General features: G+C 70.9%; 11 protein-coding genes. 6 read left to right on the top strand and 5 right to left on the bottom strand.

From position 1 onward, the window contains the following. Positions 1–72: 72 nt before the first annotated feature. The 5 genes from ACFXAM_RS17820 to rfbA all read right to left on the bottom strand — a co-directional run bounded on the left by ACFXAM_RS17820 (position 73) and on the right by rfbA (position 4,910). Positions 73–1,302 (bottom strand): acyltransferase family protein, encoded by a 1,230-nt coding sequence (locus ACFXAM_RS17820; protein ID WP_380292219.1) that lies wholly within the window; start codon positions 1,300–1,302, stop codon positions 73–75. Positions 1,303–1,472: 170 nt separating this feature from the next. Beyond that, positions 1,473–2,447 carry an NAD-dependent epimerase/dehydratase family protein gene (locus ACFXAM_RS17825; protein ID WP_380292221.1) on the bottom strand — a complete coding sequence of 325 codons (975 nt, stop codon included), beginning with the start codon at positions 2,445–2,447 and terminating at the stop codon, positions 1,473–1,475. Between the two features lie 47 nt (positions 2,448–2,494). Then, entirely contained in the window at positions 2,495–3,391 is an 897-nt protein-coding gene (locus ACFXAM_RS17830; RefSeq protein WP_380292223.1) for a glycosyltransferase family 2 protein, read from the bottom strand. Positions 3,392–3,438: 47 nt separating this feature from the next. Beyond that, positions 3,439–4,038: a dTDP-4-dehydrorhamnose 3,5-epimerase family protein gene (locus ACFXAM_RS17835; RefSeq protein WP_380292225.1), complete on the bottom strand. Its 600-nt coding sequence runs from the start codon at positions 4,036–4,038 to the stop codon at positions 3,439–3,441. Then, positions 4,035–4,910, bottom strand: coding sequence for a glucose-1-phosphate thymidylyltransferase RfbA (gene rfbA, locus ACFXAM_RS17840; RefSeq protein WP_380292227.1), 876 nt, complete (start codon positions 4,908–4,910; stop codon positions 4,035–4,037). Before rfbA ends, ACFXAM_RS17835 begins: the two co-directional genes overlap by 4 nt. A 117-nt stretch (positions 4,911–5,027) precedes the next feature. On the opposite strand from rfbA, the gene rfbB reads away from it, so the two are divergent. The 6 genes from rfbB (at position 5,028) to ACFXAM_RS17870 (ending at position 12,159) form a co-directional block, all read left to right on the top strand. Continuing rightward, positions 5,028–6,005, top strand: a complete 978-nt coding sequence (gene rfbB / locus ACFXAM_RS17845; protein WP_380292229.1) for a dTDP-glucose 4,6-dehydratase — start codon at positions 5,028–5,030, stop codon at positions 6,003–6,005. Then, on the top strand, positions 6,002–7,351 hold the full coding sequence (locus ACFXAM_RS17850) for a lipopolysaccharide biosynthesis protein (protein WP_380292231.1): 1,350 nt from the start codon (positions 6,002–6,004) through the stop codon (positions 7,349–7,351). The genes rfbB and ACFXAM_RS17850 overlap by 4 nt, the downstream gene beginning before the upstream one ends. Positions 7,352–7,436: 85 nt before the next feature. Further along, positions 7,437–8,126, top strand: a complete 690-nt coding sequence (locus ACFXAM_RS17855) for a glycosyltransferase family 2 protein (RefSeq protein ID WP_380292233.1) — start codon at positions 7,437–7,439, stop codon at positions 8,124–8,126. After that, a complete protein-coding gene (locus tag ACFXAM_RS17860) occupies positions 8,123–8,518 on the top strand; it encodes a DUF2304 domain-containing protein (protein ID WP_380292235.1) in 396 nt (131 codons plus the stop codon). The genes ACFXAM_RS17855 and ACFXAM_RS17860 overlap by 4 nt, the downstream gene beginning before the upstream one ends. A 29-nt stretch (positions 8,519–8,547) precedes the next feature. Next, the gene (locus ACFXAM_RS17865; protein WP_380292237.1) at positions 8,548–10,164 is read left to right on the top strand and encodes a hypothetical protein; all 1,617 of its coding nucleotides are present in this window, start codon (positions 8,548–8,550) and stop codon (positions 10,162–10,164) included. 192 nt (positions 10,165–10,356) lie between these two features. Next, on the top strand, positions 10,357–12,159 hold the full coding sequence (locus tag ACFXAM_RS17870) for a hypothetical protein (RefSeq protein WP_380292239.1): 1,803 nt from the start codon (positions 10,357–10,359) through the stop codon (positions 12,157–12,159). Positions 12,160–12,463 lie beyond the last annotated feature (304 nt).

A 12,463-nucleotide genomic window follows, 5' to 3' on the forward strand; every position in this document is an offset into this window, starting at 1 on the left:
CAGCCCCCGTGAGGGGCGGCGGGCCAGGCACTTCCGCGTCCGGCCGGCACCGTCCGGTGCCGGCCGGGCCGGTCAGGCCGAGACCTTCGGCGGTGCCGGTTCGGCGGGCGTCTGCGGCTGGGCGGCGGCGCCGGGTTCGACGGGCTCGCCCCGCCGGGCGGCCCGGACCGCCGCGCGCTCCTTGAGCCGGCGCACCGGCCACGGGGTCCAGTTCTTGGCCTTCATCACCGGGGACTCCAGCAGGTGCCAGGAGAGCGCGGCCAGGACGACCGTGCCCGCCATGGCCAGGGCCAGGTAGACCGGCTTGCCGTGCTTGGCGTAGCCGAGCACCGCCAGCGCCTGCTCGACGGTGAACCCGTAGATGTAGATGCCGTAGGAGTAGTCGCGCTTGCGGCCGATCTTGTGGAACGGCCGGGGCAGCCGGATGGCCAGCCAGAGGAGCAGGTAGGCGAAGGCCGGGTAGCCGAAGACGAACAGGCCGCCGGTCCACAGGGTGAGGCCGAGCACGGCGGCGCAGATCAGCGCGAGGCCGTCGTGGATGACCAGCTTGTCGCGGTACAGCTGGAAGGTCGCGCCGATCATGAAGACGAAGACCAGGTGGATCAGCATGTGGACCGACATGGCGTCCAGGAACGGCACCATGACGAAGGACTGCTGGTCGCCGGGGATCCCGCGCAGCGAGGGCGCGTTCACCCAGTCGCGCAGGATGAGACCGCCGAGCGCGAGGGCGAGCAGCGGTATGAACCGCCGGGCCTTGCGGAGCACGCCGCCGGCCGCGAGCAGCCCGATCAGGACGTAGCAGAGGATCTCGTACTTCAGCGACCAGAGCGCGCCGTTCACCCCGGGGTCGAAGTTGGTGCCCTTGGCCCGGCCCTCCGCCATCACGCCGGAGATGTCCCAGCCGGTGCTCATGGCGGTGTTCCAGGTGCCCTTGAGGTAGTTCACCGGACCCTGGGGGTGGTCCCAGTAGCCGTCGAAGGTGCCGTGCTGCCAGTGGTACAGCAGCGGGACGATCACCAGCGCGGAGACCAGCAGCGATCCCCAGAGGCCGGGCAGGATGCGCAGCGCGCGGTGCCAGGCGTAGCGGCCGACGGTGCTGCGCGCGCCACTTCCGCTGATCATGAAGCCGGACAGGACGAAGAAGCCGATGACCGACATCTTGCCGATGTCCGTCTGCTGGCCGCTGCGGAGCCACAGCGGGTCGAGCCGTCCCCAGGCGATCGGGTACAGGTGGGAGACGACGACGGCGGAGGCGAGCAGCAGCCGGAGCACACCGAAGCTGTTGGCCCGGGAGGAGTACAACTCGGCCAGGGTCCCGCGACGGCCAGGCAGAGAAAGCCTAGGAGACATGAGAGCGGTTCATGCTTTCCGGAAGTGGAGACGCGGAGAAAGCCTCCGGCGCACGGGCCCGATCGGACCCTCGGGGGATCCTATCGAGCTTGCCGGAAGCCTTCACCGTGCTGGGCGAATCGTTAGCGGCCTGCGTCCGGGGACGAACCGTCCTTGGCCGCGTGCTCCCAGAGGGTGCGGACGGCCTCGCGCAGGCTGCGGCGCGGGGTCCAGCCGAAGGCCTGCTCGATCGCGGTGACGTCCAGCTGCTGCCACTCGGTCTCCGGGCCGGTGCCGTCCGGCGCCGGCACCTCGGTGACCTCGGTCGGCACACCGCTGACCTCGATCAGCAGCTCCACCAGCTCGCGGGCCGAACTCGCCCGGCCCAGGCCGACGTTGAGGACGGCTGGGGCCTTCGGGTCGGACGGGATCGCGGCCACGATCGCGTCGACGGTGTCCTGGAGGTCGACGAAGTCGCGCTGGGCGGTGAGCGGCTGCAGGGCCAGCTCGGCGGTGGTGCCGGCCGCCCGGGCCGCGGCCAGCTTGCCGGCCATCACGCCGAGCAGGCTGTGCGAGGGCTGCCCGGCACCGACCACGTTGCCGAGCCGGAGCACCACCGCGTCCAGGCCCTCCTCGCGCACGGCGGTCGCGATCAGCTCGGTGGCCTGGAGCTTGAGCTTGCCGTAGACCATGGACGGGTTCGGCGCGGAGTCCTCGGAGAGGCTGACGCCGATCGGGCAGAGCCCGTACTCGTGCACGGTGCCGAGGTGGACCAGGCGCGGGGGAGCGGGCATCGACCGCAGCGCCTCCAGCAGCCGGGTGACCATGCCGACGTTGGCACCCACCATCTGCTCGTCGGTCAGGCCCCACATGCCGCCGGCGGCGTTGACGACCACGTCGATCCGGTGCTCGGCGAGCAGCGCGGCCAGTGCGGCCGGCGGGTCGACGGTCAGGTCGAGCCGGGCGAACTCGCCGGGCAGGGCGTCGGCCGGCTCCTTGCGGGCGATGGTGAGCAGGTGGTGGCCCCGCTCGGCCAGGGTGGTGAGGATGGTGCGCCCGATGAAGCCGGTGCCGCCGAGGACGGCGATCCGGGGGAGGGCTGAGCTGCTAGCGGCCATGGCCTCTGGCTCCGATGGGTCGGTACGGGTGGGGCGGTGGGCGTTGCTCAGTAGCGGTCGGTGCCGGCGACGTGCCGCAGCAGCGTCCTGGTGCCCTCGCTGTGCCGGTTCTTGACCGCGCCCGGGACCATCGTGAGCGCGTGGATCCGGGAGGACAGGTGCAGCCGGGAGGCCTTGGCGGCCCGGGACCAGCCGTGCGCGTCCAGGCGGTCGGCGACGTCCCGGAAGAACCGGTTGGCCTCCTCGAAGCGGACGCCGGTGAAGGCCTGCGCGGAGGAGATGCTGACGGCGTGCCGGCGGTACTGGAAGGTGACCTTGTCGGTGATCATCATCTGCTCGCCGGTCTGCAGCAGGTCGATGACCAGCGCCAGGTCCTGGGTGACCTCCAGGTTGTCCCGGAAGCCGACCGCCTTCACGGCCTCGGTGCGCCAGCAGATGGAGGGGAAGAACAGCCAGTTGCCGCGGAGCAGGCTGATGGCCAGCTCCTCCCCGCTCATCAGCTTGCGGCCCTGGACCTTGGGCGCGTAGATGCGCTTCTTCGCCTGGTCCACCAGCCCCTCGGTGGGCGTGCCGTCGCCGTCGATGACCTGGACGCCCGGCTGCACCATGCCGATGTCCGGGTTGTCCTTGAGGACGGCCCGGGCGGTCTCCACGTAGTTCGGCAGCATGATGTCGTCGGTGCCCATCATGACGAAGTGCTGCTCGCGCACCAGGCCGAGGCACTTGCGGTAGTTGCCGGTGACGCCGAGGTTCTGCTCGTTGCGCTGGTACGAGACCCGCTCGTCGCCGAGCTCGGCGAACCAGCCCGGGACGTCCGGCTCCTTGCCGTCGTCCACCACGGTGAGCCGCCAGTTCGGGTCGCTCTGGGCCAGGACGCTGCGGACGGCCGCCTGCATGAGGGCGACGTTGCCGTAGTAGGGCAGCATGATGTCAAGAGTTGTCATGAGCGGCGCACCAGGTGTTTTCCGGGTAGGAGGGGACGGCGAGAAGGCTACTGGCCGCTGAGCGAGCGCCGGTAGCGAAGGCACTCCTCGTAGTCCGGCAGCAGGCCGGTCTCGATGGCCTCGGCCAGCGTCGGGGCGGCGGCGTCCCGGGCGGACAGCTGCGGGACCTCGGCCGGCCACTCGATGCCCAGGTCCGCGTCCAGCGGGTGCACCGCGTGCTCGCCGGTCGGGTTGTAGGTCTCGGAGCAGACGTACGACAGCGTGGCGTCGTCGGTCAGCGCGCAGAAGCCGTGGCCCAGGCCCTCGGAGATGTAGACCGAGCGCCGGTCCACGTCGTCGAGGCGGACGAACTCCCAGCGGCCGAAGGTCGGCGAGCCGACCCGCAGGTCGACGATCACGTCCAGCACGGCGCCGCGCACGCAGCTCACGTACTTGGCCTGGCCGGGCGCGACGTCGGCGAAGTGGATGCCGCGCACGACGTCCTTGGCGGAGACCGAGAGGTTGCCCTGGGCCATCCGCAGCGGGTGGCCGACCACCTCGGCGAGCCTGTCGAAGCGGTACCACTCCATGAACAGGCCGCGCGGGTCCCCGTGCTGCTGCGGGGTGATCTCCCAGGCGCCCTCGATGGACAGCTCACGGAACTTCATCGGGCGTCCTCCTCGTCCAGCAGGTTCAGCAGGTACTGGCCGTAACCGCTCTTCAGCAGCGGCTGCGCCAGCTCGCGCAGCTGGTCGGAGGTCAGGAAGCCGGCCCGCCAGGCCGCCTCCTCGACGCAGCCGATCTTGAAGCCCTGGCGCTCCTCGATGACCCGGACGAACTCCGAGGCCTGGACCATCGAGACGAACGTGCCGGTGTCCAGCCAGGCGGTGCCGCGGTCCAGGACGGTGACCTGGAGCTCGCCGCGCTGGAGGTAGGCGTCGTTGACGGCGGTGATCTCCAGCTCGCCGCGGGCGCTCGGGGTGATCGTGCGGGCGATCTCCACCACGCGGTTGTCGTAGAAGTAGAGGCCGGGCACCGCGTAGCGGGACTTCGGCCGGACCGGCTTCTCCTCGATCGAGATGACCTGGCCGGACTCGTCGAACTCGACCACGCCGTAGGCGGTCGGGTCGGCCACCGGGTAGGCGAAGACCATGCCGCCCTTGGGGTCGGTGCGCTGGGCGAGCCGGGTGCCGAGGCCGCTGCCGTGGAAGATGTTGTCGCCGAGGATCAGCGCGACCGGCTCGTCGCCGATGAAGTCCGCGCCGAGCACGAACGCCTGGGCGATGCCCTCCGGGCGCTCCTGGACGGCGTACTGGAGTTCCAGGCCGAGCTGCGAGCCGTCGCCGAGCAGCCGCTCGAACTGGTCGCGGTCCTGCGGAGTGGTGATGATCAGGATCTCGCGGATCCCCGCCATGATCAGCGTGGAGAGCGGGTAGTAGATCATCGGCTTGTCGAAGACCGGGAGGAGCTGCTTCGAGACTGCCCGCGTGAGGGGCCAGAGGCGGGAACCGGTGCCGCCCGCAAGAAGAATGCCGCGCATGGCGCACACCTTACGTGGCCTGCCCGACCCCGCGGCAACCAGCCTTCGGACGCCCACGCAGCACCCCGCGGACCCGGGACGGAGCGCCTCCGCGCGCGCACTATACTCAGCCGCACTATGCGTATCCTCGTCACCGGCGGCGCCGGATTCATCGGGTCCCAGTTCGTCCGCGCGCTGCTGTCGGCGGATCCCGCGGCCCGCGTCACCGTCTTCGACAAGCTGACCTACTCGGGCGTCGAGGAGAACCTCGCGCCGGTCGCCGACCACCCGGGCTACACCTTCGTCCGCGGTGACATCTGCGACATCGACGCCGTCGACCAGGCCATGCCGGGCCACGACGCGGTCGTGCACTTCGCCGCCGAGTCGCACGTCGACCGCTCCATCGCCGGCGCCGGCCCGTTCGTGATGACCAACGTCGTCGGCACCCAGGTGCTCCTGGACGCCGCCCGCAAGCACGGTGTCGGCCGCTTCGTGCACGTCTCCACCGACGAGGTCTACGGCTCGATCACCGAGGGCTCCTGGACCGAGGAGTGGCCGCTCGCGCCGAACTCCCCGTACTCCTCCTCGAAGGCCGGCTCGGACCTCCTCGCCCTCGCCTACCACCGCACCCACGGCATGGACGTGGTGGTCACCCGCTGCTCCAACAACTACGGGCCGTACCAGTTCCCCGAGAAGGTCATCCCGCTCTTCACCACCAACCTGATCGACGGCAAGCGCGTCCCGCTGTACGGCGACGGCGGCAACATCCGCGACTGGCTGCACGTCTCGGACCACTGCCGCGGCATCGACCTCGCGCTGCGCAAGGGCCGGGCCGGCCAGGTCTACAACATCGGCGGCGGCGTCGAGCTCACCAACAAGGAGCTCACCGGCCTGCTGCTGGAGGCCGCCGGCCAGGGCTGGGACATGGTCGACCGGGTCGAGGACCGCAAGGGCCACGACCTGCGCTACTCGCTGGACATCAGCAAGATCCGCGAGGAGCTCGGCTACGAGCCGCAGGTCACCTTCGAGGAGGGCCTCGCCTCGACCATCGCCTGGTACCGCGAGAACCGTGCCTGGTGGGAGCCGCTCAAGGTGAGGGCCGCGCAGCAGTCGTGAACCACGAGGGCAGCACGGCGCCGGCGCGCCGTTCCCCGCTGGCCAAGGTCGTCAGCGCTCTCCCCCCGGGCACCCAGCTGGTGATCGGGGGGACGGTGCTGCTCGGCGCCGCCTCCTACGTCCACCTGATGGCGGCCGGCTACAGCCTCGGCAAGCCGGAGATGGCCTCGGTCTCGCTGCTCTGGACGATCCTCATGTCGGTCGGCCTGGGGCTCTTCTTCCCGGTCGAGCAGGAGCTGACCCGGATCGTCGCCGCCCGCGCGGTCGGCGGCCAGGGCGCGGCGCCCGTCGTGCGCCGGATCCTGCTGATCACCGTCGGGATGCTGGCCGTGATGGCGGTCGGGATGGCGGTCGCCGTCCGGCCGCTGGCCCGCACCTTCTTCGACGGCCGCACCGACATGGTGATGGCGCTGGGCATCGCCTTCGCCGCGATGGCCGCGAGCAACGTCAGCCGCGGCGTGCTGGCCGGCCTCAACCGGTTCGGCGCGTACGGCGCCCAGCTGGCGGTGGACGGCGCGCTGCGGATCGCGCTGGCCGGCGGCTGCGCGGTGGCCGGCGTCCGCTCGCCGCTGGCGTTCGCGCTGATCCTCACCGTCGCGCCGCTGGTGGCCGTGGTGGCGACGGTCCGCCCGCTGCTCGCCGGGGTGAAGGCCGGTCCGGCGGCCGGCTGGGGGTCCCTCACCTCGGGCCTGGCGCCGCTGGTCGCCTCCACCCTGCTCTCGCAGGTGGTGGTCAACGCCGCGGTCGTCTCCACCCAGCTGCTCGCCCCGGACGACGCCGCCCTGGTGTCCGGCCTGCTGAACGCCGTGGTGCTGGCCCGTGTCCCGCTGTTCGTCTTCGGCTCGCTCCAGGCCTCGCTGCTCGCGGGCCTGTCGAGCACCGCGGCGTCCGGCGACCGGGCCGGGTTCTCCAAGCTGCTGGTCCGCACCTGCGCGGTCGTCACCGTGCTCGGCGTGGCCGGCGGCATCCCCGCCACCGTCCTCGGCCCGTGGCTGATCCAGGTGCTCTTCAAGGCCGATGACGTGCTCGGCTCGCTCGACTTCCTCTGGATGTCGGCCGGTACGCTCTGCTACATGCTCGCGATGGTGCTCGGCCAGGCGCTGCTGGTGCTGCATCGCCACCGTCTCCAACTGCTCGGCTGGGCGTTGGGTGTTGTTGCGCTGATCGTGACCACCCTGGTACCCGGCCCGATCGCGACCCGGGTCTGCCTCGCCTACACTGTTGGTTCGCTGGCCGCTGTCGCATGCATGTTCGCCGCGGTCTGGCTCACCTTCCTGCGGAAGCCGCCGACTTCTCCGGCCGGTTCCGCCGAGTCCGCCCGTCCCTCACTCGTGGACTCGGTATGACGACACGTCGCTGTCGCCGAGGCCCGCAGCCCGTCTTTCTTCGCACCCTGAAACTCGCGGCCGGCGGCCGCGGCATGGAGTCATGATGTCCGACTACGACGACGTGTGGCTGGTCATCCCGGCCTACAACGAGGGAACCGTCATCGCCGACGTGATCGAGGGGGCCCGGAAGACCTTCCCGAACATCGTCGTGGTCGACGACGGCAGCACGGACAACTCGTCCGAGCACATCATGACCACCGGGGCGCACCTGGTGCAGCACCCCGTCAACCTCGGCCAGGGCGCCGCACTGCAGACCGGTCTCAGCTACGCGCTCAAGCAGCCCGGCGCCAAGTACTTCGCCACCTTCGACGCCGACGGCCAGCACCAGACGCACGACGTCGAGAAGATGGTCGCCCTGCTCCGGGCCGACGAGGCCGACGTGGTCCTCGGCTCCCGCTTCATCGAGCAGACCGGCGAGGTGCCGTGGATCAAGCGGGTGGTCCTGCGGACCGCCGCGACGATCAGCCCCACCGCGCGCAAGCTCAACCTGACGGACTCCCACAACGGACTCCGTGTCATCAACCGCGAGGCCGCGACCAAGCTCCGCATCACCATGAACGGCATGGCCCACGCCTCCGAGATCGTCGCCTTCCTGGCGGCCTCGGACCTGCGGGTCATGGAGGTGCCGGTGGACATCCTGTACACCGACTACTCCCGTTCCAAGGGCCAGTCGCTGATCAACGGCGTCAACATCCTCTTCGACATCTCGCTCAGGGAGCGTGGCCGCAAGTGAAGTACATCTGGATCCAGTTGCTGCTCATGGTCGGCACGGGTGTGCTCGTGCTCGCCTTCGTCCGCCGCTGGGACGCCGCCCACACCCGCGCCTGGAAGCGGATGGCGTTCTTCGCCTTCGTCGTCGCCAACGTCTACGCGGTCCTGCGGCCGCAGGACGTGACCTGGATCGCCAACAAGCTCGGCGTCGGCCGCGGCACCGACCTGGTGCTCTACCTGCTGGTCGTGGCGATGGCGTTCATGACCCTGAACACCTTCATGCGCTTCCGCTCGCTGGAGAAGAAGCTCACCGACCTGGCCCGCACCGTCGCGGTGAACGACGGCCAGCGCGTGAACACCGACCGCTTCACCGAGTCCGAGGTCGGCGCCGACGAGCGCGTCGCGCAGCTCTAGGTCCTCATCGTTTCGGGAGAGCGGCAATCATGTCTGCGACGGCCACCGGGCCACGAATAATCGCGCGTCAGCGGCCTTCCTCGGAGGCCGCCGATGCCCGGCCGTCCCTGCTCGGACGGCTCGCGCCCGGGGCCGTCGAGGCAGCATCGGGAGTCCTGGTTGCCCTCGGGTTCACCTGGATCTGCACGTTCATCAAGGTCAACCCGATGCAGCGGGTCGGCCAGGTCAGCGGCCTCGCCGCGCTCCAGCTGCGGTTCATCCTGGCGTTCGTCGTCCTCGCCCTGCTGTGGTGGGCGGCGAGCCGCTGGTTCTCGCGCCCGCTCGCGCTGCGGACCGCCGCGGCCTCGCTGTCGGGCCTGGCCACCGGGCTCTACGCCGGCGGCGTGGCGGTCGCCCTGCGCGGCACGGTCTGGCCGCTCAACGCCAAGCGCGGTGACTCCGGGCAGCTGCAGCAGTGGACCGGCGACATCCTCGAAGGCCGCCCGATCTCCAGCGTCTACCCGCCGCTGTTCCCGCACCTGCTCGCCCGCTGGACCGACCTCCTCTACCCCGGCCAGCCCGGGCTGGGCCTGAAGATGCTCGGCCTGGTCCTGATCGCGTTGACCGGCCCGGCCGTCTACCTGGCGTGGCGGCTGCTGCTCCCGCCACTGTGGGCGCTGGCCATCGGCGTGGTGCCGGTCTTCCCGATCGTCCACGCGGCCAAGCCGTACGTCGACGTGGTGCTGCTGGTCCTCATCCCCGTCCTGGCCCGGTTCACCACCAGCCTGCTGCGCTCCACCGGGAAGAGCGTGCGGACCGCGCTGTTCACCGGCGCCGCCTACGGCCTCGCGCTGGCCCTCCTCTTCCTCTGGTACTCCGGCTGGTTCGTCTGGTCGGCGCCCGGGATGCTGGCGGTGATGGTGGTCACCCTGGCCAAGGTCCGGCGGCGGGGCAAGGACGCCGTCCTGCGGGCGGCCGCCCTGCTGGGCGCGACCGCCGCGGTCTTCCTGCTGGTGGCCGGCGTCTACCTGCAGCGGCTGCTCGCCGGGTCGGACACCCCCGACACCTACATGTACTTCGACACCAACGTCGACCCCGCGTACTTCGCGATGTGGCAGGGCGACTCGCCGGGCGTGATCGCCAACGGCGCCTGGCCGCTGCCGGGCGAGCTCGGCGGTGTCGGCGTGTTCGTGCTGCTGCTGATCGTCGGCGTGGGCGCCGCGCTCTGGCTCGGCGCGGCCCTGCCGGTGGTCCAGGTCGCCGCCTTCTGCATGCTCGGCGCCTTCCTGATGCGCTACTGGTTCGCCTCGCACATGGAGCGCGACCAGCTGGTGCAGCTCTACCCGCGCACCTCGGCCGAGCTGCTGTACTGCGGCATCGTGCTCTTCGGCATGGCCTGCTACCTGCTCAGCCGCAAGTACGCCACCCGCGAGGAGACCGGGACGGCGGAGTCCTCCGGCCGCGCCGTCGCGACCCCGGCCCTGCGGACCGGGGGAGCGGTGCTCTGCGCGCTCGCCTTCTTCTTCTCGATGGCCGGCTCCTCCACGGTCGACCGCTTCATGCCCGCCAACCAGGGCTCCTGGGGCTCGTTCGCGTGGTTCGCGCACACCACCCCGCTGCCGGACGGCAAGTGCCCGAAGTTTGCCCCGGAAGGCAAGTGCGGCTAGCAACGGCACCCGCCCTGTGAGGATTCGGCGGAGGATCTGCGGTTGGCACGGGTGTTGTGCGGCGTGGAAGAATCCCGAACGCCTCGGGGCACGACGCCCCCGCAGCCTGATCCAACCGAACGCCGCAGTGGAACGCACCTGCGGCCGGCGCCCCCCGGACGTGGCGGCGCCGCCTGACGGAAGTGGACCGAGATGACTGATCTGGCCCCGGACGTGGTCCGCGAGAAGGGCCCCTCACGCGAAGCCGGAGCCGCAGCGGCGCCGGCGGCACCGGACGCGGAGAAGCCCGCACTGCTGACCCGCCGCTGGGCCCAGATCACCGCGGAGGTCGTCGTCGGCGTCGTCGCGGCGCTGGGCTTCACGCTGCTCTGCACCCGGATCGACGTCAATCCGCTGAACCGGATCGGCCAGGTCAGCGGCCTCGCCAAGATCCAGCAGTACGTCACGATCATCGGCCTGCCGCTGCTCGCCGCGCTGCTGTTCACCGCCTACCGGGGCACCCTGCGCCGGCACCGGCTGACCCAGCGGCTGGTCTGCTCCGCACTGGCCGGCCTGTCCACCGGCGTGGTGGCCGGCGGCGTCGTGGTGGCCCTGCACGGGACCCCGTGGCCGCTCGGCGGACAGGAGGGCGACCCGAGTGTGCTGGTCCACATGGCCACCGGGTTCCTGGACGACAAGGGCCTGCCCGGCGTCTACCCGCCCGGCTTCCCGGCACTGATCGCGTTCTGGGCGAAGTACCGCTACAACGGCGTCGGCAGCGAGGGCTTCGCCCTGCACGACCTGCAGATCTTCTTCAGCGCGCTGGTCGGCCCGATGAGCTACCTGGCCTGGCGGCTGCTGCTGCGCCCGTTCTGGGCCCTGCTGATCGCGATCCCGGCCGCCGTGGTCTTCCTGGACCCGATCCGCCCGTACAGCCACGTGGTGATGATCATCCTGGTGCCGCTGCTGACCGCGGTCCTGCGCGAGCTGCGCCGCGCCGGCGATCTCCCGCTGCGCTCGGCCCTGCTGCGCGGGACCGGCTTCGGCGTCGTCTTCGGTCTGCTGTTCCTCTGGTACTCCGGCTGGTACCTGTGGTCGGCCCCCGGCATCGCCGTGCTGACGCTCTTCGTCTTCCCCTGGCGCCAGGGCCGCACCGCGGTCCGCAACGGGCTCGGCCTGCTCGCCACCACCGTGGTGAGCGCCGGGATCGTCGGCGCGCCGCTGCTCTACCAGCTGGTCAAGGTGGGCGCGGACGTCCCGGACCGGTACGGCTACATCATGACCTACACCGACCCGGCCTACGTGATGGGCTGGCTGTCGGACCGGGTCGGCACGACCACCTACCACGACTACCCGGACACCGGGGACCTCGCGGGCCAGACCGGCTTCACCCTGCTGCTGCTCGCCGGCGTCGGCCTGGGCATCGGACTGGGGCTGCGCAACCTCGCGGTGCGCACGGCCGCCGCGGTGCTGGCCGGGGCCTGGCTGATGCGGTTCACCTTCGCCGGGAAGATGGCGCAGAGCGGCACCGTCGCGCTGTACCCCCGGACCACCTGGATCATCCTCTACTGCCTGATGATCCTCGCCGTGCTCGGACTGATGGCCGCCTACCACCGCGGCAGCGGCTGGCTGGAGCGGGTGCTGCGCAAGGACGACGCGCCGGCCGGCACCACGGTGCTGTCGGGCCGGGCGACGCGCCAGCTCGCCGCCGGCCTGGTCTGCGCGCTCGCGCTGTTCGGCACCATGGGCGCCTCCTGGTCGGTCAACCGCTACATGCCCGAGCACGAGAAGTACGGGCGGATGGGCCTGGACGCCTGGCGGGCGCACACGATCAAGAAGGCCGACGGCAGCTGCCCGAAGTACGCGCCGGTCTCCGACTGCGCGGGCATCATCACCAAGGACTGGGAGCCGGACAAGGACGACAAGAAGTTCGTCTGGTGCGCCGGCGTCGCGACCGAGGACTGGCTGGAGGTCTGCGGCCGCCGCGCGCCGTGGGACAACGGCCCGCAGAAGTAGCAGGTCCGCGAGGGCCGGCAGGACCGTCCCGTCGGGGCCGGTGAGGGATGCCTCACCGGCCCCGATTGGCTTTCCGGCTCCCGCCTGTGGCAGTATGTCCAAGTTGCTCGGTTGAGTTGCCGATGCTGCGCGCCTCCCGCCGGGAGGACCGGAAGCGAGTCCCACGTACTCGTCGTTCCCGTGATGGCCGTCAAGCGTGAGTGTTACGCCACGGCAGCTGCGGGGCGGACGTACGGGAATCTTCCGGGAAGCGTGTGCGGGGCCTCGACCCGGCTCCCCCCACCCCGAAAGTTTGAAACCGACG

The organism is Kitasatospora sp. NPDC059462 (assembly GCF_042749955.1).
Taxonomy (GTDB): domain Bacteria; phylum Actinomycetota; class Actinomycetes; order Streptomycetales; family Streptomycetaceae; genus Kitasatospora.

Bases quoted from the DNA above. Each gene is read 5' to 3' on its own strand.
- rfbB (WP_380292229.1), top strand. From the start codon at position 5,028: ATGCGTATCCTCGTCACCGGCGGCGCCGGATTCATCGGGTCCCAGTTC.
- ACFXAM_RS17830 (WP_380292223.1), bottom strand. From the start codon at position 3,391: ATGACAACTCTTGACATCATGCTGCCCTACTACGGCAACGTCGCCCTC.
- ACFXAM_RS17825 (WP_380292221.1), bottom strand. From the start codon at position 2,447: ATGGCCGCTAGCAGCTCAGCCCTCCCCCGGATCGCCGTCCTCGGCGGC.
- rfbA (WP_380292227.1), bottom strand. From the start codon at position 4,910: ATGCGCGGCATTCTTCTTGCGGGCGGCACCGGTTCCCGCCTCTGGCCC.
- ACFXAM_RS17855 (WP_380292233.1), top strand. From the start codon at position 7,437: ATGTCCGACTACGACGACGTGTGGCTGGTCATCCCGGCCTACAACGAG.
- ACFXAM_RS17865 (WP_380292237.1), top strand. From the start codon at position 8,548: ATGTCTGCGACGGCCACCGGGCCACGAATAATCGCGCGTCAGCGGCCT.
- ACFXAM_RS17835 (WP_380292225.1), bottom strand. From the start codon at position 4,038: ATGAAGTTCCGTGAGCTGTCCATCGAGGGCGCCTGGGAGATCACCCCG.
- ACFXAM_RS17870 (WP_380292239.1), top strand. From the start codon at position 10,357: ATGACTGATCTGGCCCCGGACGTGGTCCGCGAGAAGGGCCCCTCACGC.